Genomic DNA, 22,556 nt, shown 5'->3' with positions numbered 1-22,556 from the left:
GCGCGGCGAGTTGAGTGCGATGAGTAGGCCGGGACACGTGAAATCCTGGTTGAAGACGGGGGGACCATCCTCCAAGGCTAAATACTCCCAGCTGACCGATAGTGAACCAGTACCGTGAGGGAAAGGCGAAAAGAACCCCGGAGAGGGGAGTGAAATAGATCCTGAAACCGTATGCGTACAAGCAGTGGGAGCCCACTTTGTTAGGGGTGACTGCGTACCTTTTGTATAATGGGTCAGCGACTTACTGTCAGTGGCAAGCTTAACCGTCTAGGGGAGGCGTAGGGAAACCGAGTCTTAATAGGGCGTTTCAGTCGCTGGTAGTAGACCCGAAACCGGGCGATCTAGCCATGGACAGGGTGAAGGTTCGGTAACACGGACTGGAGGCCCGAACCGGGATCTGTTGAAAAAGATTCGGATGATCTGTGGCTAGGAGTGAAAGGCTAATCAAGCCCGGAGATAGCTGGTTCTCCGCGAAAGCTATTTAGGTAGCGCGTCAGGTGATTACCCACGGGGTAGAGCACTGTTTCGGCTAGGGGGTCATCCCGACTTACCAAACCGATGCAAACTCCGAATACCGTGGAGTACAGCCTGGCAGACACACGGCGGGTGCTAACGTCCGTCGTGAAAAGGGAAACAACCCAGACCGCCAGCTAAGGTCCCCAATACTGGTTAAGTGGGAAACGATGTGGGAAGGCACAGACAGCTAGGAGGTTGGCTTAGAAGCAGCCATCCTTTAAAGAAAGCGTAATAGCTCACTAGTCGAGTCGGCCTGCGCGGAAGATTTAACGGGGCTCAAACCAGTAACCGAAGCTGCGGGTGCTCACGCTTGCGTGGGCGCGGTAGCGGAGCGTTCCGTAGGCCAGTGAAGGAGAATCGGGAGGTTCTCTGGAGGTATCGGAAGTGCGAATGCTGACATGAGTAACGACAAGGGAGGTGAAAAACCTCCCCGCCGGAAGACCAAGGGTTCCTGCGCAACGGTAATCGGCGCAGGGTGAGTCGGCCCCTAAGGCGAGGGCGAGAGCCGTAGTCGATGGGAGACTGGTTAATATTCCAGTACCTTTTGTTACTGCGATGGGGGGACGGAGAAGGCTAGGCCAGCGCGGCGTTGGTTGTCCGCGTTCAAGCGAGTAGGAAGACCCGTTAGGCAAATCCGGTGGGTCAATTCCGAGACGTGATAACGAGCCGTCGAGACTTCGGTCCGATGGCGAAGTGGTTGATGCCCTGCTTCCAGGAAAAGCCTCTAAGCTTCAGGTAACGAGAGACCGTACCCCAAACCGACACAGGTGGGCAGGGAGAGAATCCCAAGGCGCTTGAGAGAACTCGGGTGAAGGAACTAGGCAAAATGGTACCGTAACTTCGGGAGAAGGTACGCCGCTTCGGGTGAAGGACCTCGCGTCCGGAGCCTGGGGTGGTCGAAGTGACCAGGTGGCTGCGACTGTTTATTAAAAACACAGCACTCTGCAAACACGAAAGTGGACGTATAGGGTGTGACGCCTGCCCGGTGCCGGAAGGTTAATTGATGGGGTCAGCCGCAAGCGAAGCTCTTGATCGAAGCCCCGGTAAACGGCGGCCGTAACTATAACGGTCCTAAGGTAGCGAAATTCCTTGTCGGGTAAGTTCCGACCTGCACGAATGGCGTAACGATGGCCACACTGTCTCCACCCGAGACTCAGTGAAATTGAAATCGCTGTGAAGATGCAGTGTACCCGCGGCAAGACGGAAAGACCCCGTGAACCTTGACTATAGCTTTGCACTGGATTCTGAGTTAGTTTGTGTAGGATAGGTGGGAGGCTTTGAAACCAGGACGCCAGTTCTGGTGGAGCCAACCTTGAAATACCACCCTGGCTGACTTGGAATTCTAACCTAGGCCCGTAAGCCGGGTCAGGGACAGTGCATGGTGGGTAGTTTGACTGGGGCGGTCTCCTCCAAAAGCGTAACGGAGGAGCGCGAAGGTACCCTCAGCGCGGTCGGAAATCGCGCATTGAGTGCAAGAGCATAAGGGTGCTTGACTGCGAGACAGACATGTCGAGCAGGAACGAAAGTTGGTTCTAGTGATCCGGTGGTTCTGTATGGAAGGGCCATCGCTCAACGGATAAAAGGTACTCCGGGGATAACAGGCTGATACCGCCCAAGAGTTCATATCGACGGCGGTGTTTGGCACCTCGATGTCGGCTCATCACATCCTGGGGCTGAAGCCGGTCCCAAGGGTATGGCTGTTCGCCATTTAAAGTGGTACGCGAGCTGGGTTTAGAACGTCGTGAGACAGTTCGGTCCCTATCTGCCGTGGGCGTTGGAGATTTGAGGGAAGCTGCTCCTAGTACGAGAGGACCGGAGTGGACGAACCTCTGGTGTTCGGGTTGTCACGCCAGTGGCATTGCCCGGTAGCTATGTTCGGACGGGATAACCGCTGAAAGCATCTAAGCGGGAAGCCTCTCCCAAGATGAGATCTCCCCGGGGACTCGATCCCCCTGAAGGGCTGTTCAAGACCAGGACGTTGATAGGTGGGGTGTGTAAGCGCTGTGAGGCGTTGAGCTAACCCATACTAATTGCCCGTGTGGCTTGACCATATAGCCCAAACAACCGTCGTGCACCAACGCAATACCGCGTAACGGATGTGCACTCGACCAACACGCTGTCACACCTTCACCGACTTGCCGCAAGGCAAACCCGTTTGCCTGGCGACCATAGAGACGTGGAACCACCTGATCCCATCCCGAACTCAGAAGTGAAACGCGTCATCGCCGATGGTAGTGTGGGGTCTCCCCATGCGAGAGTAGGTCATCGCCAGGCGCTTACAACAAAGCCCAGCCACCTCAGCGTGGCTGGGCTTTCGCGTTCTTGAAGGGGGGCTGATGACAGGGTCGTCTGCTGCTTCCATTCGGCTGCAACTATTTCCCTGCAGATTTCCTCGATGCCTCTGGCATCGTGCCCCGGCATTCACTAAGATCGGTGCATTACCGTTCGTGCAGCTCGCCAGCACAGGCATTCTCGATGAGCATTCAGGGTCAAATGATCAGCATTCACGCATCGCGCCGCCTGCGCGGGTTGCTGCTTGCCCTGCTGCTGCCCTGAGGGGCAGCATATCTTTCGCGCTCACAATTCAACCGTCATCACGAATTCACCGGAATGGTCGCACCCGTGTGTGGCCGTCCGGGCATGAGGACCAGTCATGAGCAAGGACCATTTGATCATTTTCGATACCACGATGCGCGACGGCGAACAGAGCCCCGGTGCGTCGATGACCCGTGACGAGAAAATCCGCATCGCGCGCGCACTGGAACGACTGAACGTCGACGTGATCGAAGCCGGCTTCGCGATCGCGAGTCCGGGGGACTTCGAGGCCGTGAAGGCAGTGGCCGAGACAGTGAAGAACTGTTCGGTGGCGAGCCTTGCACGCGCCGCTGCACGCGATATCGCGGAGGCGGCTGCAGCGCTGAAGAATGCGGTGCGCCCGCGTATCCATACATTCATTGCGACATCGCCGATCCACATGCAGTACAAGCTGCAGATGACGCCGGAGCAGGTACTCGATCAGGCGGTGCGGTCGGTGCGCCAGGCCCGTAACCACACTGACGACGTCGAGTTCTCGTGTGAAGACGCCAGCCGTTCGGAGTTCGACTTCCTGTGCCGGATCATCGAAGCGACGATTGCTGCCGGGGCAACCACGATCAACCTGCCCGATACAGTCGGCTACGGTGAGCCCGGGCAGTACGGGGAATTCATCGGCAGGCTGATTCGCACGGTACCGAATGCGGACAAGGCGGTGTTCTCGGTGCACTGCCACAATGACCTCGGGCTTGCAGTTGCGAACTCGCTGTCGGCAGTGATGAACGGTGCACGCCAGGTCGAATGCACGATCAACGGGCTCGGCGAGCGTGCCGGCAACGCTTCGCTGGAAGAAATCGTGATGGCAGTGCGCACGCGCGCAGACATCTTTCCGGTCGAGACGCGCATCGTGACCGAAGAGATTGTGCCGACCTCGCGTCTGGTTTCGTCGGTCACCGGCTTTCCGGTGCAACCGAACAAGGCGATCGTGGGTGCAAATGCGTTCGCGCACGAGGCTGGCATCCATCAGGACGGGGTGCTCAAGCATCGCGAGACCTACGAGATCATGCGCGCGCAGGACGTGGGCTGGAGCACCAACCGGCTCGTGCTCGGCAAGCACTCGGGACGTGCAGCGGTGCGGGCGCGTTTCGAGGAGCTCGGTATCAGCTTCGAGACGCGCGAAGAGCTCGAAAGTGCGTTCCATCGCTTCAAGGAACTGGCGGACAAGAAGCACGAGATCTTCGATGAGGATCTGCAGGCGATCGCCACCAACGTCAGCGTTGGGGATGCCGTGGAGCGTTTCGAGCTGGTTGCGCTGGAGGCGGTATCGCACACGGGCGAGAAGCCACGTGCGCACGTCACGCTGAAGATCGACGGGGTCGAGCACGACAGTGCCGCGGAGGGTGACGGTCCGGTCGATGCAGTATTCAAGGCGATCGAGAACAAGGTGCACAGCGGTACCAGGCTGCTGTTGTTCTCGATCAATGCGATCACTTCCGGCACTGACTCGCAGGCGGAGGTCATGGTGCGCCTCGAACGCGATTCGCGCATCGTCAACGGTGCCGGGGCCGATACCGACATCATCGTCGCATCGGCGAAGGCATATCTGCACGCGCTGAACGTGATGGGTAGTGCTGCGCGCGCGCATCCGCAGATCGACGGTGTCTGAGGCGCACCGGAAGTTCGCACCTATGGACGAGGCGCTGCGTCTGGCCTATCTCGCCGCGATGGAAATCCCGGTGTGGGTGCTGCGCGGCGCGGCGGAGGTGGAGGTTGCGGAGGCAGTCGAGGTAGAGGCAGAACCGGCATTTGCGCCACCCGTGACGGCATCGGTGCCAGCCGGTTTCGGTCTCGCCCCGGGTCGGCTTGCACAGGAGCTGCTTGGGCCGGACGGCCAGCATCGATCCGTTACGGGTGCAGGTGCAGCGACGCCCCGCACGCGTGGCAAGGTATCGCCGGCAACGCCTGCTGAACCCGTGCCCGCGTTGCTGCTGGTGGTGGCAGGGCGTCATCTGTTCATCGACCAGGCAGGTGATGCGCAGCGCGACGCGCGGGTAGCAGCGCTCGCAGCGGCAATCGGGTTCGCGTTGAGCGGTGAGCGCGTCGCAGCCAGCATGCAGCGCTTCGATCCGGTTGCGAGTGGTGTTGCACCGGATCGTGCCGGAGCACGTGATGTGTTGCTTGGATGGCTGATCAAGCTCACCGAGTCGATGGATCCGGAGTACCTGATCCTGCTCGGTCCGGCTGCGGCGGGATTGCTGCTCGGCTGGGACGAGCGTACCTACGCACAGCGGGTGCCGCTGGTGCAGCGCGTCGTCGGCCTGCAGCTCGGGGCGCTGGTAACTCTGGCGGCGGACAGCATGCTTGGCACGCCGGAACTGAAGCGTGACGCGTGGCGTGAGCTGTGTGCAGCGCGTGCTGCCCATGGCGACTGAATGAGAGAGGCAAGCACCGACGATGCGCCGGCGATCGCGGCGCTCGATGCGCGCGTCAACGCGTCGCCGTGGAGTGCCGATGCGGTACGCGAGACGCTGCAGCGCGCGGGAGGTTTCGTGTTTTGCATGCCTGATGGCGCACTGGCCGGCTTCGTGCTGTTCACGGTCGTGGCGGACGAGTGCGAGATTCTCGATATCGCCATCGATCCAGAGTACCGGCGAGCGGGAAGGGCAAGCCGACTGCTCGAGGCAGCGCAGCGTGCGGCGGCCGATCGCGGTGCGACACGCTGCCTGCTCGAGGTGCGCGAGTCCAACGCTTCGGCGCAAGCCTTCTACCATTCTGCGGGCTTTGCGGTGACGGGACGACGCAGGGACTACTACCGTACGACGACCGGGCGCGAAGACGCGCTCCTGATGTCCCGATCCATAGCCAGGGAGAACGGATCATGCCCATCGTAAGCACCGAATCGTGGACGCTGGAGTTGCCCGAGGAGTGGGCGGCAGAGCACGACGACGACGTGGTCGTGATCGGCGACGAGGATGGCGTGAGTTGCCTCGAGATCTCCGCACTGGTGCTCGATGAGGGCGAGGTTGCCGAAGAGGACCTGGAAGAGTTCAGCCGCGATTTGCTCGACATTGGATTGCGGTCACAGGCAGTCCTCGTCGGCGACTGGCGGGGACGACTGTTCGAGCATGACGACGCCGAAGCACACTGGCGCGAGTGGTTCCTGCGCCAGGGTGCGCACTTCGTCTACGCCGGCTATCACTGCCTGCCCGAGGATGCAGGCATGGATGACGCGGCGATCGCCGAGATCCTTGCGACGCTGGAGCCTCGCTGAACCGCATCCTGCGGTCGATCCGGGCAAACGAGCTGCGCGCGTCGATGAGCCGGCTGTTCGGAAGTGGTGGGAGATTCGCGGGCTGAGCTCACTGCTCGCGGCGGCGAAACACCAGTCGCTCGTTGCTGGATGCGGCGGGTGCGAAGGCATAGCCTTCGGCGGCAAAATCCCGCAGCCTGGCGACGCTGTCGATGCGGTTGCAGATGATGAAACGGCTCATCAGGCCACGCGCGCGCTTGGCGAAGAAGCTGATGATCTTGTAGCGTCCGCCCTTCCAGTCCTCGAATGCGGTGTGGACGATACGCCCTGCGAGTCGCTTCGCCTTCACCGCCCTGAAGTATTCGTCAGACGCCAGGTTGAGCAGGACGGGTTCGCGTCCGGCTTCTGCTTCGGCCGCGAGCAGGCGGTTCAATTCGCTGGTGATGGCTTCGTTCCAGAACGCGTACAGATCCTTGCCGTGGGCGTTTTGCAGTCGTGTGCCCATTTCGAGCCGATACGCTTGCATCAGGTCGAGCGGACGCAACACGCCGTACAGACCGGAGAGGATACGCAGGTGCTCCTGCGACCACGCCAGATCGGCCTCCGACAGGCTGGAGGCACCCAGTCCCTCGTAGACATCACCGTTGAACGCGAACAGGGCCTGCCTGGCGTTGTCCGGAGTGAATGGCCGCGCCCACTGCGCGTAGCGTGCGACGTTGAGTTCGACAAGTGCATCCGACAACGACATCAGTTCCGCGATCCGTGCCGGTGTCTGCACCCGCAGGATGTCGATCAGTTGTGCCGAGCGATCCAGAAAATCCGGCTGGCTGAAGGATGTGCTGTGCACAGGGCTCTCGTAGTCGAGCGCCTTCGCCGGAGAAATCACGATGATCATCGGGTTTGCTTCCACTGGGACATGACGGAATTATCCTTTTCTGCCTCGGTGTCGACGATCGTCTCGGCCCGGCGCAGGAATGCGGGTGCCACGTTCCACTGCTCCCCCGTCTCGGTGATTACCGTCACGGTCTTCCTGTTGTAACGGGTGAGCATGCCGACTTTCGTCTCCCTGCCGGCAGGACTGAATGCAACCCGGTCACCGATGCTGAACTCGAGCATCTGATGGTGTGTCTTCATCTGCTGCAGAAAACGCAGGCGAGCGATGACCCTGTTGTTCAGGTCGACCAGTTGTGCTTCGGTCAATTGATCGATGTCGATGTCCATCTTGGTCTCCGGATCGGATGCGTCAGCATGTCTGGTCGGCTGTGAATCGTCTGCGGCGTTGGGTCTATCCGGGATCAGGTTCGACGATGCCCGACGTGATGTCCTGTTGCGGCGGGACCGAGCAGGTCTTTGCAGGATATTCGCACAGATCGGCGATCACGCATTCGGGGCACTTCGGGCTGCGCGCCGTACAGATGTAGCGACCGTGCAGGATCAGCCAGTGGTGCGCGTCGTGCAGGTACTCGCGCGGCGTGGTTTTCAGCAGCTTGTCCTCGACTTCGCGCACGGTCTTGCCGGGGGCAAGGCGGATGCGGTTCGCAAGGCGGAAGATATGCGTATCGACCGCCATCGTCGGTTCGCCGAACGCCGTGTTCAGGATCACGTTTGCGGTCTTGCGTCCGACGCCAGGCAGGGCCTGCAGCGCCTCGCGCTCGGCGGGCACCTCGCCGCCGTGGTGTTCGAGCAGGGCCTTGCAGGTGGCGACGATATTGCGCGCCTTGGCGTTGAACAGGCCAATATGACGGATGTAGCGCTTCAGGCCATCCTCGCCGAGCGTGAGGATCGCTTGCGGCGTGTTCGCAACTGCATAGAGCTCCCGGGTTGCCCTGTTCACGCTGGCGTCGGTTGCCTGTGCCGAAAGGATCACCGCGATCAGCAGTTCGAACGGTGAACGGTATTCGAGTTCGGTGCGCGGCGCCGGGTTCGCCGCCTGCAGGCGGCGGAAGATCTCGCGCCGTTTGGCCGCGTTCATCCGATGTTGCCCGTCACGCGCACGCGCTTGCTGCCTGGTACCGCGACGTGCGCCGTGGTGCGTGCACGCCGTGCCTGCAGTTGCGCGTCGACACCGTTCTTCGCAGCGATCAGCAGGCCCGTGAAGATGAACGCACCGGGCGGCAGTACCGCGAGCAGGAAGTGCTTGTACTCGCCGAACGGACGGATCTCCCAGCCAGCCGCTGCCGGGCCGAACAGCAGGTCCATGCCGGCGAACAGCGTGCCGTTGCCGAACAGTTCGCGCAGCGCGCCCAGCACGATCAGCGTGGCGGCGAAACCGCTGCCCATCACCATGCCCTCGAACGCGGAGATCGCCACCGGGTTGCGGCTTGCGAAGGCTTCGGCCCGACCGAGCACGATGCAGTTGGTGGTGATCAGCGGCAGGAAGATACCGAGTACCTCGTACATGCCGTAGGCGAGCGCCTGCATCAGCAGTTCCACCACCGTCACCGACGAGGCGATGATCAGCACGAACACCGGCAAGCGGATCGCGTTCGGCACCACGAGGCGTGTGGTTGCGACCAGCGCACTGGAGGCGGCGAGCACGGCGATCGTCGCCAGCCCCATGCCGAGCGCGTTCACGACCGAGCCACTGACCGCGAGCAGTGGGCACAGCCCGAGCAGTTGCACCAGTACGCCGTTGTTGCGCCACAGTCCGTCGCGCAGCACCTGCATGTAGCGGCTGTCACTCATCGTTGCGATTCTCCGCTGCCCGTGGCGCCGTGAGCGTAGCCCGGTTTGCCTCGAAGTACTGCAGTGCACGCCGGACTGCGGCAGTCACTGCGCGCGGTGTGATCGTGGCGCCGGTGAACTGGTCGAAGTCGCCACCATCCTTTCTGACGGTCCAGCGCGCGGGTGGCGGGTCGGCGAGCGAGCGGCCGCGGAAACTTTCGATCCAGTCCGACTTGCGTCTTTCGATGCGATCGCCAAGCCCTGGTGTCTCATGGTGCGCCACCGTGCGCACGCCGGCGATCGTGCCGTCGGCATTCACCGCAGCGATCATGTCGATCGCGCCGCCGTAGCCGTCTGCTGCGCTGAACGGCAGGATCACCGCCTCGACCCGTCCGCCCATGCGCGCGACCAGCGCGTTACGGGGTGCCCGCAAGCCGAGCAGCTTGCGGTCGGCGAGCGTGATCACGTCGTCGAGGAGCACGTTGTCGTAGCGCGTGTGCGGCAGTATCTGTTCGTAGGCGCGGGCTTCGGCGGCTCGCCGTGCCGTCGCGATCGGCTCGCGCGTAAACCACTCGGTCACGCCGAGGATCAGCGCAAACCCGAGCGCGAACGTGGTCAGTACGGTAGCGTTGCGTGAAATGGCCTGTCGCATCATGCGGTCGTGTCTCCGCCACCATGACCGTATGCGCGTGGCTGCATCAGGTGGTCGATCATCGGAGCTGCGAAATTCATCAGCAGCACCGAGAAGGCGACGGCATCCGGGTAGTTGCCCCAGTGCCGGATCAGGTAGACGAGGACGCCGACCAGCGCGCCGCCGAGCAGCCGTCCGCGCGTGCTGACCGGAGCCGTAACCGGGTCGGTCACGATGAAGAACGCGCCGAGCATCGTGGCGCCCGTGAACAGGTGAAACAGCGGCGAGCCGCCACTCGCGGCGCTGCCTCCGTCGTGAAACAGTGCTGCCATCAGCACGATTGCACCCAGCATTCCGAGTGGTGCATGCCATGTGAACACGCGCCGCCACAGCAGGTAGACCCCGCCGAGCAGGAAGCCCGCGTTGACCCACTCCCAGCCGGTGCCTCCGAAGTGGCCGAATTGCGGGTTGTCACGCCAGAGTTCAGCGATCAGCAGAGTGTGGTTCTGGTGCAGCAGGTCGAGCGGGGTGGCCATCGTCAGCGCATCGAGGCGTGCCGGTTCGAGCACACCCAGCGCAGCACGCAGTGCCTCCACCGGTCCAGGCGCTGCCGCATCGCTCGCGCCGAGTGGCGCCATCCAGCGCGTCATTTCCACCGGAAACGAGATCAGCAGCACCACGTAGCCGATCATCGCCGGATTGAACGGGTTCTGACCGAGCCCGCCGTAGAGATGCTTCGCTACCATGACCGCCATCGCCGTGCCGAGAGCCACCAGCCACCACGGCGCTGCCGGCGGCAAGGCGAGGCCGAGCAGCACCGCAGTGACCAGTGCACTCGAGTCGGCGAGTGCTGGCCGTATCGGCAGCCCGCGCGTGTGCAGCATCGCCGCTTCGCACGCCAGTGCGACCGGAACCGACCACAGCAGGTTCACCAGTGTTCCCCAGCCGAAGCAGACCGTCAGCGCGATCAGCCCGGGGATGCATGCGAACAGCACGTCACGCATCGTGCGCGCGGTGCTGGCGGTTCCGTGCAGGTGCGGTGAGCTTGGTCGGGGTAGCGCCATCGTCGTCTCAGTCCTGCAATTGCGCGGTCATGCCGAGTTCCGCGCGCAGCGTGTCGCGCCGCTTCAGCAGATCGGCGCGCGTACGGTTCAGCAGCTCCAGCGTCGCCTGGTCCGGGTTGGCGCTGGCTTCTTCCTCGGCGAGCTTTTCGGCGGAGCGCAACAACTTTTTTTCGGTCACGGCGAGGCGATTTTGCAGCACTTCACGCGGCGGTGGCGCCTGCGGTGCGGCTGCCGGTGTGGCAGCGGCGCGCTCGAGTGCCTGTTGCCGTGCGCGTTCGATCGCCTCGGAAACGATGCTGTGCGTGGGTTCCTGCGTATTCGCGAGCTTTTTTGCCCTGGCGCGTTCGATTGCGGCTTCCACTTCCCGCGCGCGCTGCGCAGCCGCGTCGCTGGTCGCAGTGACGGGCACGGCGGGTTCGCAGGGTGCGGTGGCGGGCACGGTGGGGTCACGGGATACGGTGCCTGCGGACTCCTCCCGCGGTGCTTTGCCGCCGGCTGCGGTCGCGGCAGGTGCAGCCGCAGCCAGGCCGGGTGTCGGCACGGGTGCCGCACCGGGCGGTGGCGCGGCGGCCTTGCGTTCCTTGCGACGTGTTTCCCTGGCGCGCTCCTCGCGCTCGAGGCGCGCCTGACGCTGTTCGAAGCGCTGTCTGGCGACTTCCGCCTTTCCTTGCTGCTCACGGCTCTCGTGGATGGCGGACTTGGAGGCACGGAAGTACTGCACCAGCGGAATGTCCGCCGGACAGGCCCACGCACAGGCACCGCACTCGATGCAGTCGAACAGATGGTGCTTCTCCAGCCCGGCGTGGTCTTCGGCGCGTGCGTACCAGTACAGTTGCTGCGGCAGCAGCGAGGCCGGGCACGCCTCGGAACACTGACCACAGCGTATGCAAGGCCCCTCGTCGTCTTCGGTCGTCAGCTCTCCCGCCGTGGCGGCCAGCACACAGTTCGTGGTCTTGATCACCGGCAACGTGTCGTCGGGCAATGCAAAGCCCATCATCGGTCCGCCCATCAGCAGCCGCGACAACCGTGCACGATCGCAGCCTGCGATGTCGAGCAGTACGCGCATCGGTGTGCCGAGCAGCACCTCGACGTTGCCAGCCAGGGTGACGGCGCCGCCGGTGACGGTGACGATCCGCGAGATCAGTGGCTCGGCGTGCACCAGCGCACGATATACGGCTGCGGCGGTGCCCACGTTGTGACAGCTCGCGCCGATATCGGCCGGGAGCTTGCCTGCAGGCACTTCCATGCCGGTGAGGATGCGGATCAACTGCCTTTCGCCGCCGGAAGGGTACTTCGCGGGGAATGCCACCACTTCCTGGTCGGGGTCGGCGGCCGCGCGCATCGCCGCGATCGCGCGCGGCTTGTCGTCCTCGATCGCGATCAGTGTTTCTTCCGCGTCGAGCAGCCACGCGATGATGCGTGCACCTTCGACGACTTCGGCGGCACGTTCGATCATCAGGCTCTCGTCAGCCGTGATGTACGGTTCGCATTCGGCGCCGTTCAGGATCAGCGTACGCACGCGGCGAGCCGGGCCCGGTGCGAGCTTTACGGCGGTTGGAAAGCCCGCGCCACCGAGGCCGGCGATACCGGCGTCGCGAATCGCCGCGAGCGCCTCCTCGCGCGAACGTTCGCGCCAGTTGCGGGGCGCCGTGCGTTCGATCCAGCGGTCGGCGCCGTCGGCGCGCAGCACGATCGCCATGCCGTCCATGCCCGATGGGTGCGGCAACGGGCGCGGTGCGATCGCGACGATCTCTCCCGAGGTCGGAGCATGCAGCGCCACGCTCAACGTGGCCGCCGCACGCGCGATCATCTGTCCTTTCAGCACCTGATCGCCGACCGTGACGATCGGTTCGGACGGAGCCCCGGCGTGCTGCGACAGCGGCAGCACCAGCTCCTCGGGCAGTGGCGCGCGTGCGATCGCTCGCGTGAGCGATTGCGCCTTGTTCGATGGCGGATGCACGCCACCGTGGATGTCGTGCAGGCGTCTCATGCGATACCCTCGCGGCCGGGTGCATCGGTCGCGATGATCTGCGCACGCGTGGGTGCCGGTATCGCTGCCGCTTCGCGCTGCGGCAGCTCCCAACGCCATGTCTGCGGCGTGCTCGGTACCGGTATCATCTCGATGCAGTCCACCGGGCAGGGCTCTACGCAGAGGTCGCAGCCGGTGCACTCGCTGCTGATCACGGTGTGCATCTGCTTCGCGGCGCCGAGAATTGCATCCACCGGGCAGGCCTGGATGCACTTGGTGCAGCCAATGCACTCGTCTTCACGGATCCAGGCGACCATGCGCGGCTTTTCCATGCCGTGCTCGGCATCGAGTGCGGGTGCCTCCACGTTCAGCAGCGTCGCCAGCGCGTTGATCGTCGCCTGCCCGCCCGGAGGGCATTTGTTGATTGCTTCGCCGGCAGCGATCGCCTCGGCATACGGCCGGCAGCCCGGGTATCCGCACTGTCCGCACTGCGTCTGCGGCAGCTTGTCGAGGATCTGCTCGACGATCGGATCCTCATCGACCGCGAAGCGTTCACTGGCGAAGCCGAGCAGCGCGCCGAACACCAGCGCGAGCCCGGCCAGCGCCGCGAGCGCTGCAAGCACCGGGTGCTGGGCGAGCAGATCGATCATCGGATCACACCAGTCCTGCGAAGCCCATGAAAGCGAGCGACACCAGTCCGGCCGTCACCATGCCGATCGCGGCGCCGCGAAACGGCTGCGGCACGTCAGCGGCTGCGATGCGCTCGCGCATTGCGGCGAACAGCACCAGTACCAGTGCGAAGCCGGCACCGGCACCGAAGCCGTAGAGCACCGAGTGCACGAAGTCGTGCTCGCGGTTCACGTTGATCAGTGCCACGCCGAGCACTGCGCAGTTCACGGTGATCAGCGGCAGGAACACGCCCAGCACGCGGTGCAGCAGTGGGCTCGCCTTGCGCACGAACATTTCGGTGAACTGCACGACTGCAGCGATCACCAGAATGAACGCGATGGTCTGCAGGTATTGCAGCCCCAGCGGCTCGAGCACGAAGTGGAACACGATATGGGTGGCGGCGGAGGTCAGCGTGAGCACGAACGCGGTGGCCATCGCCATGCCGAACGCCGATTCCAGCCGCGTCGAAACGCCCATGAACGGGCACAGCCCCAGGAACTGCACCAGCACGACGTTGTTGACCAGCACGATGGCAATCAGGAACAGGGTCAGCTCGGCGATCACGTCGTTACAGTCCTCATTTGACCTGCATGCCGGGTTCGGCTCCGCTGTCTGGCGCGAGCAGGAAGATGTCCTTGCCGCCCGGGCCTGCAGCCAGCACCATCCCTTCGGAAACACCGAAACGCATCTTGCGCGGCGCAAGGTTGGCGACCATCACGGTCAGCCGGCCGACGAGATCCCCCGGGGCGTAGGCCGACTTGATGCCGGCGAACACAGTGCGCTGCATGCCGCCCAGATCGAGCGTCAGCGCGAGCAGCTTGTCGGCGCCTGCCACCGGCTCTGCAGCGACGATACGCGCGACGCGCAGATCGACCTTCGCGAAATCCTCGATTGCGATCGTGGCTGCGATTGGTGCGTACGCGGAAGCGGGCGGGCTGGGTGACTTCGTCGCGGTATGTTCCTTGCTGCCTTCGATCATCGCAGCGATGCGCTCTGCGTCGATGCGGCTCATCAGCGGGGTGAAGGTGTCGATCGTGTGGCCCTGCAGCGAATCGTGCAGGGATACCCAGTCGAGCCGCCAGCGCAGGAATGCACTGGCGCGCGTGGCCAGTTCCGGCAGCACCGGGGCGAGGTAGGTTGCGAGGATGCGGAACAGGTCGATGCCCGCCGAGCACACGGCCTGTACCCGCGCCGATTGCGCGGGATCCTTCGCCAGCGCCCACGGCTTTTCCTGATCGATGTACTGGTTGGCACGATCGGCGAGCGCCATGATCTGGCGCATCGCCTTGCCGTATTCGCGCGCCTCATAGCAGGCGGCGATCGCCTCGCCCGCGCTGACGCACTCGGCGCGCAGTTCGCCTGCCGCATCGCCAGGAGCGAGCACGCCGCCGAAGTGTCGGTTCAGGAAACCGGCGCAGCGGCTCGCGATGTTGACCACCTTGCCGACCAGGTCGGCATTCACGCGCTGCACGAAATCCTCGAGGTTGAGGTCGATGTCTTCGAGTCCGGCGCCGAGCTTGGCTGCGATGTAGTAGCGGAAGTATTCCGGGTCGAGGTGCTCGAGGTAGGTGCGTGCGAGGATGAATGTGCCGCGTGACTTCGACATCTTCTGACCGTTCACGGTCAGGAAGCCGTGGCAGAAGACCGCACTCGGGGTGCGGAATCCTGCACCGTGGAGCATCGCAGGCCAGAACAGCGTGTGGAAGTACGCGATGTCCTTGCCGATGAAGTGATACAGCTCGGCATCGCTGCCCGCTGCCCAGTAGCCGTCGAAGTCGAGTCCTTCGCGGTTGCAGTAGTTCTGGAAACTCGCCATGTAGCCGATTGGTGCGTCGACCCATACGTAGAAGTACTTGCCGGGGGAGTCCGGGATCTCGAAGCCGAAATACGGTGCGTCGCGCGAGATATCCCAGTCGCGCAAGCCCTCGCCAAACCATTCCTGCAGCTTGTTCGCCACTTCCGGCTGCACGCGTTCGCCGCTGGTCCACTCGCGCAGCATTGTCTCGAAGTCGCCGAGGCGGAAGAAGAAGTGTTCCGACTCGCGTCGCACCGGCGTCGCGCCGGACAGCACCGAGACCGGATTGCGCAGCTCGAGCGGGGTGTAGGTCGCGCTGCAGGCCTCGCAGGAGTCGCCGTACTGGTCGGGTGCACCACAGCGCGGACATTCCCCCTTGATGTAGCGGTCGGGCAGGAACATGCCGCGCTCGGGATCGTAGGCCTGCTCGATTGCACGCTGCGCGATATGGCCGCCGGCGCGCAGGCGGGTGTAGATCAGCTCGGCGAAATGGCGGTTCTCGGCCGAGTGCGTGGTGTAGAAATTCGCGCAGTCGATCAGGAATCCGGCCGAGTCGGCCCGATGGCTGGCCTGGACGTCCGCGATCAGTTCCTCCGGTGTCAGCCCTTCCTTGGCGGCGCGCAGCATCACCGGTGTGCCGTGCGCGTCGCTTGCGCATACGTAGAGGCAGTCGTTGCCGCGCAGGCGCTGGAAGCGTGCCCAGATATCGGTCTGGATCTGCTCGATGATGTGCCCCAGATGCAACGGACCGTTGGCGTACGGCAGTGCACTGGTGACGAGGATACGGCGTCGGGCTGGCATCGCGGGCATGATCCGGTGTGCAGGGGCGGTCGCGTAGGGAAGCGCGATAATAGCGGTATCCTTGATGCATTTCATCGTGGAAAGTAGCGCTCGGGTGCGCGCGCGCCTTCCGCTGCAGCGGACGGACCTTTAAGATGCAGGCGTTTTATTGCTTAAGCGGAGGAGCATGTGATGGCCGGTCTCGACCTGCAGGCAGCAAGGGCAGCGCTCGCCGCCAGTCGTATCGAGGGCATGGACGCACCGCTGGGCGAGTGGACCGAAGTCGCGGCGATCGAGCGCCGCAGGGACACCGTGGTGGTTTCGATCGCGGTGGCGATACCTGCGGCGGGTCGGCGCGAGGCGCTGGCCGCCGAGGTGCGTCGCGTGCTTGCGCCGCGTGCAGATGGCGCGACGATCCGTGTGGACTGCGAAACGCGTGTCGTGGCTGCTCCCAGGCGCACCCAGAGTCCCGGACTCGAGAGCGTGCGCAACGTGATCGCGGTCGCCTCCGGCAAGGGCGGAGTCGGCAAGTCCACCACGGCCGTGAACCTGGCGCTGGCACTCGCGCATGAAGGCGCGCGGGTAGGCCTGCTCGACGCCGATGTCTACGGTCCGAGCCAGCAGATCATGCTGGGCATTCCCGAGCATCAGCGCCCGGAAGGGCGCGACGAGCGCTTCCTGGTGCCGATCGAGGCATACGGTCTGCAGACGATGTCGATGGGCTATCTGGTCACCGAGAAGACCGCGATGGTGTGGCGTGGGCCGATGGCGAGCAGTGCACTGCAGCAGATGCTTACGCAGACGCTGTGGCGCAACCTCGACTACCTCGTCGTCGACATGCCGCCCGGCACCGGCGATATCCAGCTCACGCTGGCGCAGAAGGTGCCGGTGAGCGGAGCGGTGATCGTCACCACGCCGCAGGACATCGCGCTGCTCGATTGCCGCAAGGGCATCGAAATGTTCACCAAGGTCGACATTCCGGTACTCGGTGTGGTCGAGAACATGGCGGTACACGTGTGCAGCCAGTGCGGCCATGCCGAGCACCTGTTCGGTGCCGGCGGTGGCGAGCGCATTGCACGCGAATACGCGGTGCCGCTGCTCGGTGCGCTGCCGCTCGACATCCGTATCCGTGAACAGGCCGACGGCGGCAAGCCGACCGTGGCCGCAGATCCGGACGGACCGCTCGCGGCGCTCTATCTCGACTGTGCGCGCCGCATGGCGCTCACGCTGCACCGGCGCAACGTATCGAGCGTACGTGCCGCACCGGATATCCAGGTAACCAACGACTGAAGCGGCAGTAACGACGATGACGATCAAGGCGGACCGGTGGATACGCCGCATGGCGCGCGAGCACGGAATGATCGAGCCCTTCGAGCCCGATCAGGTGCGCCATACGCAGGCGGGCAAGGTGATTTCCTTCGGCACGTCGAGCTACGGCTACGATGTGCGCTGCTCCGACGAGTTCAAGATCTTCACCAACGTGTATTCGGCGACGGTCGACCCGAAGAACTTCGACCCGCGCAGTTTCGTCGACGTGAAGTCTGACAGTTGCATCATCCCGCCGAACTCGTTCGCACTGGCGCGCACGGTCGAGTACTTCCGGATCCCGCGCAGTGTGCTGACGATCTGCCTCGGCAAGTCGACCTACGCGCGCTGCGGCATCATCGTCAACGTCACGCCGCTCGAACCCGAGTGGGAAGGGCATGTGACGCTGGAGTTCTCGAACACCACGAACCTGCCGGCGAAGATCTACGCGCACGAGGGTGTGGCGCAGATGCTGTTCTTCGAGAGTGACGAGGTCTGCGAGACTTCGTACCGTGACCGCGGTGGCAAGTACCAGGGCCAGACCGGAGTCACGTTGCCGCGAGCCTGAGGCGAATCATTCGCCACCCTGCCGGTGCTGGTCGGGTTCGGTGCCTGCCGGCTCGAACGCCATGCCATACGCGGGCAGCGCGGTCCCGTCGAGTTCGGCCCGGCCTGCGTTCAGCCGCAGGCGGCCTGCAGCGAACAGGTGTGCGGCGAACGGATAGATCAGGTGCTCGCGCTCGAGCACGCGCGCGGCGAGCGTTGACTCATCGTCTTGCGGCAGTACCGGCACACGAGCCTGTACGATCGCCGGGCCACCGTCGAGGTCTGTACTCACGAAGTGCACGGTCGCACCGTGTTCACGATCGCCGGCCTCCAGTGCACGGCGGTGCGTATGCAGGCCGGGGTATTTCGGCAGCAGTGAGGGATGGATGTTCAGCAGTCGTCCTGCGTAGTGCTGTACGAACGCGGGCGTCAGGATGCGCATGAAGCCGGCCAGGATCACCAGGTCCGGCGCGTGCAGGTCGATGCGCGCGAGCAGTGCTGCGTCGAATTCCTCGCGGCTCGCGAACCGGGTGTGATCGAGCACCTCGGCCGGAATTCCGGCGGCTTCGGCACGCACCAGGCCGTGCACGCCGGGACGATTGCTGATCACCGCGACGACCGTGCATGGATACGCGGGATCGCGGCAGGCGTCGATGAACGCCTGCAGGTTGCTGCCGCTGCCGGAGACCAGGATGACCAGACGGCAGCGCTGTATCGTTTCAGCAGCCAAGCAGGCGCACCTGTTCGCCGTCGCTGCCGATCGTTTCGATGCGTCCGATGCGCCACGCCTGTTCGCCGGCGGCGTTCAGCTCGCCGATCGCACGCTCGCAGTCCTGCTCCGGTACGCAGACCACCATGCCGACCCCGCAGTTGAAGGTGCGATACATCTCCTGGCGTGCGACGCCGCCGGCACTGGCGAGCCAGCGGAACAGTTGCGGCTCCTCCCAGCTCGCGGTGTCGATCACTGCGGCGCAGCCCGTGGGCAGCACGCGTGGCACGTTCTCCAGCAGGCCGCCGCCGGTGATGTGCGCAAGTGCGTGGACGCGACAGCTTGCGATCAGCGCGAGCAGTGGTTTCACGTAGATGCGCGTCGGGGCCAACAGCGCTGCCGCAAGCGGGCGCCCGTCGAGATCGGCCTCGAGATCGGCGCCACTCACTTCGAGAATCTTGCGGATCAGCGAATAGCCGTTCGAATGCGCGCCGCTCGACGCGAGTCCGATCAGTGCGTCACCGGGTGCAACCCGGCTGCCGTCGATGATGCGACTCTTCTCGACCACGCCGACGCAGAAACCGGCAAGGTCGTAGTCGTCGCCGGCGTACATGCCCGGCATTTCGGCGGTCTCGCCGCCGACCAGCGCGCAGCCGGCCTGTTCGCAGCCGGCGCCGATGCCGCGGATCACGCTGGCAGCGACCTCGACGTCGAGGTGGCCGGTGGCGTAGTAATCAAGGAAGAACAGCGGCTCGGCTCCTGCCACCACCAGGTCGTTCACGCACATTGCGACCAGGTCGATGCCGATCGTGTCGTGGATGCCGAGCTGGATCGCCAGCCTGAGTTTGGTGCCGACGCCGTCGGTACCCGCCACCAGTACCGGCTCGCGGTAGCGTGCAGGCAGTTCGCACAGTGCGCCGAAGCCGCCGATTCCACCGAGCACCTCGGGACGGCGTGTACGGCGTGCGATGTCGCGGATGCGCCCGACCAGCGCGTTGCCGGCGTCGATGTCGACGCCGGCATCCTTGTAGGAAAGACCACGGTTGCTGGCTTCGGACATGGGCGCTCGCCGCTCGTTCGGGGCGCGCGATTCTAGCAGTCGGCGCTTCGCAGCGGCAAACCGGAGCAGCCTTGCTACAATGGCGCGCAACGCCATCCTCGGTGCAACGGCATCCGCTTCATGAATCCACGCATTTTCCGGACGGGTTTCCCGTTGCTCGTGCTGTGGGTGCTTGCGTCGTGGGCGCTGGCGGCGAGCGCCATCACGCTGAACGAGGCCGAGGTGCCGGTCGCGGCGCAGGACAGTGCGGCACGCTCGGCAGCGGCTGCTGCTGCGCTGGCGGAAGTGTTCGTGAAGAGCAGCGGCTCGCAACACGTGCTGGGCAACCCGGTCGTGGCGGCAGCGATCCGGGACGCCGACCGGCAACTGCAGCAGTTCTATTTCACTCGCCTGGTGTATCCGCCACGCAGCCAGGGACCCGCCGAGGAACTCGGCCTGCACGCCGTGTTCTCTCCGCAGATGATCGCGAGCGTGTTGCAGCGGGCCGGCGAACCGATTCTGCCGCCGAATCGACCGGCGATCCTGTTGTGGCTGGCGATCGACGATGGATCGGGTGCGGGGCCGCGTCTGTTCGATCGTGACACCGACGCGACGCTCGCAGCCTGGCTGCGCTGGCACGGTGCGCGGCGTGACATTCCGCTGCGCTTTCCGGAAATGGACCTGCAGGACAGCGCCACCGTTGGTGTCGAACCGGTGTGGGGGCTCGATGCGCAGGCACTGCGTGCGGCGAGCGAGCGCTATGGCTCGGGTCCGGTGCTGATCGCGAAGCTCGCGCTTGGCAGCGATGGGGGGTGGTTCGGCGAATGGCTGTACCTCGATGGCGAACAGACGAGCGCAGGGCAGGGCAGCGCGCCAGCCGTCGAGACGCTCGCCGGCGAGATCGTCGACTTCGGTGCCGAAGGTGTGGCGGCACGCTATGCGGTGCGCGCTGCCGAGACCGAGGGCGAGCAATTGCGCCTTCGCGTGGACGGGCTGAGTACGTTCCAGGCGTACTACCGCACCTACAGGCTGTTGCGCGAGATGACGTCGGTACGCCGGGTCCAGCTCGTGCTGGTCGATCGCGATTCGTTCTTTTTCGATCTGGTGACCGCGAGCGACACCGACTCCGTATTGCGCGAACTGTCACTGCTGCCGCAACTGCTGCCGCACGGGGACACCGCCGAACTGCACTATCGCTGGTCCGGGAGCTGAGCGCGCATGGACGAGGCAGTTACTTCGACGAGTGTCGCACAGCGAGCGCTCGTACTCGGCGTGGTGGTGGCCGTCGGCTGGTTGCTGCACCTGCTCGGCCCGATACTGATGCCGTTTCTGACCGGCATGGCACTCGCGTACCTCTGGGATCCCGCAGTCGATCGCATGCAGCGTGCCGGGCTGGGGCGCACGCTGGCAGTATGTGTGGTCTTCCTGTGCATGGGTCTGTTGCTGGCGGGCCTGGTGCTGGTGCTGGTGCCGCTGCTGGGACGGCAGATGCACGTGATGGCGGCGAAGGTCCCGGTCGTCATCGAATGGTTCAGCAGCACGCTGCTGCCGTGGTTGCAGCGCCGCTTCGGTATCGCGGAGGGTGACCTGCCGATCCAGGCGCTTGGTGATGCGCTGGTCGCAAACTGGCAGAGCGCGGGCGGTTTCGCACAGCGCCTGCTGAGCTCGGCGACTGCCTCGTCGATCGCGCTCGTCGGCTGGGTCGTGAATCTGGTGCTGATCCCGGTCGTGACCTTTTATCTGTTGCGCGACTGGGATCGCTTGCTCACACGCATGCACGACGTGCTGCCACGCGCATGGGAGCGCACGGTGCTGGAGCTTGCGTGCGAGTGCGACGAGGTCGTCAGTGCGTTCATTCGCGGGCAACTGCTGGTGATGCTCGCGCTCGGTGTGTGCTACACGGTCGGGTTGATGCTGGTGGGACTCGATCTCGCGCTGTTGATCGGCATGCTGGCCGGCCTCGCGAGTATCGTGCCCTATCTGGGTTTGGTGCTCGGGCTGGGATCGGCGGCGATCGCGACGCTGGTGCAGTTCGGTGACTGGCCGCAGCTGTTGTGGGTGCTTGCGGTGTTCGTCGCGAGCCAGGCGCTGGAGGGCATGTACCTGACGCCACGGCTGGTGGGTAACCGGATCGGGTTGCATCCGGTGGTGGTGATCTTCGCGGTGATGGCGGGGGGGCAACTGTTCGGCTTCACCGGTGTGCTGCTCGCACTGCCCGTCTCGGCCGTGATCATGGTGCTGCTGCGCCATGTACACGAACGCTACCGCGCCAGCGTGTTCTATGGCCCTGTGGCGGCTGACATCGCGGTGGCGGAAGTGCCCGCGCAGTCGCCGGCTGGTACGCGATCACCGGCTGATGCGCAGCCGCCGGAATCGGGCGCGGCCTGATGGCACTGCAACTGCCGTTGCCGGTGCGCCTGTCCGACGACGCATCGTTTGCGAATTTCCATCTCTGCGAAGCGAACCGCTCTGCCGTCGCGCGTATCGAACATTTCGTCATGGGCGGATCGGGCAGTCTGTACCTGCACGGGCCACCGGGTAGCGGGCGCACGCACCTGCTGCAGGCTGCGTGTCACGCGCTGGAGGCGAACGGAGTCGTGATCGTCTACCTGCCGCTTGCCGCGTTGCGCGACGCGCCGCCGGGCGAGCTGCTGGCCGGTCTGGAAGCGTATGCACTGGTGTGCCTGGACGATGCCGACGCCGTGGCTGGCCTGCCCGGATGGGAAGAGACGCTGTTTCATCTGCACAACCGCTGTGTAGAGACGGGATGCAGGTTGCTGATCGCGGCAACGCTGCCGCCGGCCCAGGCGGGCTTTCGCCTCGCCGATCTGCGTTCGCGCCTGCAGGGCGGCGAGTTTGTCGCGCTCGCGCTGCCCGATGACGAGGCGTGCATCGACGCGTTGCGGTTGCGGGCGCGCAACCGTGGCCTGGTGCTGGACCCCGAGGTGGCACGCTTCGTCTGGTCGCGCAGCCAGCGCTCGATGGGGGCGCTGATCGCCGTGCTCGATCGCCTCGACGCGGCCTCGCTGGGCGCCGGCCGGCGACTCAGCATCCCGTTCGTGAAGGACGTCATGGGCTGGTGATGCG

At 64.4% G+C, this 22,556-nt stretch carries 21 protein-coding genes and 2 rRNA genes (1 of these 23 cut by a window edge); 11 read left to right on the top strand and 12 right to left on the bottom strand.

Going from position 1 to position 22,556, the window contains the following annotated elements; translation table 11 throughout:
* From H7A12_13540 to H7A12_13515, 6 genes are all read left to right on the top strand, one after another.
* Positions 1–2,577: ribosomal RNA gene (locus H7A12_13540) — 23S ribosomal RNA — on the top strand; it begins 354 nt to the left of the window's first position.
* Between the two features lie 97 nt (positions 2,578–2,674).
* Positions 2,675–2,790 (top strand): 5S ribosomal RNA (gene rrf / locus H7A12_13535).
* A 379-nt stretch (positions 2,791–3,169) separates the two neighbouring features.
* On the top strand, positions 3,170–4,714 hold the full coding sequence (locus tag H7A12_13530; GenBank protein MCP5321828.1) for a 2-isopropylmalate synthase: 1,545 nt from the start codon (positions 3,170–3,172) through the stop codon (positions 4,712–4,714).
* Positions 4,715–4,736: 22 nt separating this feature from the next.
* Positions 4,737–5,480: a hypothetical protein gene (locus tag H7A12_13525; GenBank protein ID MCP5321827.1), complete on the top strand. Its 744-nt coding sequence runs from the start codon at positions 4,737–4,739 to the stop codon at positions 5,478–5,480.
* Positions 5,481–5,939, top strand: coding sequence for a ribosomal protein S18-alanine N-acetyltransferase (gene rimI / locus H7A12_13520; protein MCP5321826.1), 459 nt, complete (start codon positions 5,481–5,483; stop codon positions 5,937–5,939). It begins immediately after the preceding gene.
* Entirely contained in the window at positions 5,927–6,319 is a 393-nt protein-coding gene (locus H7A12_13515; GenBank protein ID MCP5321825.1) for a hypothetical protein, read from the top strand. Before rimI ends, H7A12_13515 begins: the two co-directional genes overlap by 13 nt.
* Positions 6,320–6,407: 88 nt before the next feature.
* Here the strand turns inward: H7A12_13515 and yaaA are convergent, their stop codons facing one another.
* From yaaA to metG, 10 genes are all read right to left on the bottom strand, one after another.
* Positions 6,408–7,193, bottom strand: coding sequence for a peroxide stress protein YaaA (gene yaaA, locus H7A12_13510; GenBank protein MCP5321824.1), 786 nt, complete (start codon positions 7,191–7,193; stop codon positions 6,408–6,410).
* A complete protein-coding gene (locus H7A12_13505; protein ID MCP5321823.1) occupies positions 7,190–7,519 on the bottom strand; it encodes a hypothetical protein in 330 nt (109 codons plus the stop codon). Before H7A12_13505 ends, yaaA begins: the two co-directional genes overlap by 4 nt.
* Before the next feature lie 64 nt (positions 7,520–7,583).
* The gene (nth, locus tag H7A12_13500; GenBank protein ID MCP5321822.1) at positions 7,584–8,270 is read right to left on the bottom strand and encodes an endonuclease III; all 687 of its coding nucleotides are present in this window, start codon (positions 8,268–8,270) and stop codon (positions 7,584–7,586) included.
* Complete coding sequence (locus tag H7A12_13495) at positions 8,267–8,983, bottom strand: electron transport complex subunit E (GenBank protein ID MCP5321821.1); 717 nt, start codon at positions 8,981–8,983, stop codon at positions 8,267–8,269. The genes nth and H7A12_13495 overlap by 4 nt, the downstream gene beginning before the upstream one ends.
* A complete protein-coding gene (gene rsxG, locus H7A12_13490; protein ID MCP5321820.1) occupies positions 8,976–9,617 on the bottom strand; it encodes an electron transport complex subunit RsxG in 642 nt (213 codons plus the stop codon). Before rsxG ends, H7A12_13495 begins: the two co-directional genes overlap by 8 nt.
* Positions 9,614–10,657, bottom strand: coding sequence for an RnfABCDGE type electron transport complex subunit D (locus tag H7A12_13485; GenBank protein ID MCP5321819.1), 1,044 nt, complete (start codon positions 10,655–10,657; stop codon positions 9,614–9,616). The genes rsxG and H7A12_13485 overlap by 4 nt, the downstream gene beginning before the upstream one ends.
* 7 nt (positions 10,658–10,664) lie before the next feature.
* Positions 10,665–12,647, bottom strand: a complete 1,983-nt coding sequence (rsxC, locus tag H7A12_13480) for an electron transport complex subunit RsxC (GenBank protein ID MCP5321818.1) — start codon at positions 12,645–12,647, stop codon at positions 10,665–10,667.
* Positions 12,644–13,276 (bottom strand): electron transport complex subunit RsxB, encoded by a 633-nt coding sequence (gene rsxB, locus H7A12_13475; GenBank protein MCP5321817.1) that lies wholly within the window; start codon positions 13,274–13,276, stop codon positions 12,644–12,646. The genes rsxC and rsxB overlap by 4 nt, the downstream gene beginning before the upstream one ends.
* Positions 13,277–13,280: 4 nt before the next feature.
* The gene (rsxA, locus tag H7A12_13470; protein MCP5321816.1) at positions 13,281–13,859 is read right to left on the bottom strand and encodes an electron transport complex subunit RsxA; all 579 of its coding nucleotides are present in this window, start codon (positions 13,857–13,859) and stop codon (positions 13,281–13,283) included.
* Positions 13,860–13,872: 13 nt separating this feature from the next.
* A complete protein-coding gene (metG, locus tag H7A12_13465) occupies positions 13,873–15,891 on the bottom strand; it encodes a methionine--tRNA ligase (GenBank protein ID MCP5321815.1) in 2,019 nt (672 codons plus the stop codon).
* Positions 15,892–16,062: 171 nt separating this feature from the next.
* Between metG and apbC the strand changes: the two genes are divergently transcribed.
* Positions 16,063–17,160 (top strand): iron-sulfur cluster carrier protein ApbC, encoded by a 1,098-nt coding sequence (gene apbC, locus H7A12_13460; GenBank protein MCP5321814.1) that lies wholly within the window; start codon positions 16,063–16,065, stop codon positions 17,158–17,160.
* Between the two features lie 16 nt (positions 17,161–17,176).
* A complete protein-coding gene (locus H7A12_13455; protein ID MCP5321813.1) occupies positions 17,177–17,743 on the top strand; it encodes a dCTP deaminase in 567 nt (188 codons plus the stop codon).
* Positions 17,744–17,749: 6 nt separating this feature from the next.
* Here H7A12_13455 and purN read toward each other — a convergent pair whose 3' ends face one another.
* Together purN and purM are read right to left on the bottom strand one after the other, a co-directional pair.
* Positions 17,750–18,436, bottom strand: a complete 687-nt coding sequence (gene purN, locus H7A12_13450; GenBank protein ID MCP5321812.1) for a phosphoribosylglycinamide formyltransferase — start codon at positions 18,434–18,436, stop codon at positions 17,750–17,752.
* Between the two features lie 4 nt (positions 18,437–18,440).
* The gene (gene purM, locus H7A12_13445) at positions 18,441–19,490 is read right to left on the bottom strand and encodes a phosphoribosylformylglycinamidine cyclo-ligase (GenBank protein MCP5321811.1); all 1,050 of its coding nucleotides are present in this window, start codon (positions 19,488–19,490) and stop codon (positions 18,441–18,443) included.
* Between the two features lie 120 nt (positions 19,491–19,610).
* Between purM and H7A12_13440 the strand changes: the two genes are divergently transcribed.
* From H7A12_13440 to hda, 3 genes are read left to right on the top strand one after another with little or no spacing between them, the layout of a single operon-like run.
* Entirely contained in the window at positions 19,611–20,681 is a 1,071-nt protein-coding gene (locus tag H7A12_13440) for a DUF2066 domain-containing protein (GenBank protein ID MCP5321810.1), read from the top strand.
* A gap of 6 nt (positions 20,682–20,687) precedes the next feature.
* The gene (locus H7A12_13435; GenBank protein ID MCP5321809.1) at positions 20,688–21,857 is read left to right on the top strand and encodes an AI-2E family transporter; all 1,170 of its coding nucleotides are present in this window, start codon (positions 20,688–20,690) and stop codon (positions 21,855–21,857) included.
* Complete coding sequence (hda, locus tag H7A12_13430; protein ID MCP5321808.1) at positions 21,854–22,552, top strand: DnaA regulatory inactivator Hda; 699 nt, start codon at positions 21,854–21,856, stop codon at positions 22,550–22,552. The genes H7A12_13435 and hda overlap by 4 nt, the downstream gene beginning before the upstream one ends.
* Positions 22,553–22,556 lie beyond the last annotated feature (4 nt).

Source organism: Pseudomonadales bacterium (genome assembly GCA_024234165.1).
Taxonomy (GTDB): Bacteria; Pseudomonadota; Gammaproteobacteria; order Pseudomonadales; family UBA5518; genus UBA5518.
The sequence above is the reverse complement of the archived record's forward strand: the minus strand, read 5'-3'. Positions and strand labels throughout refer to the sequence as shown.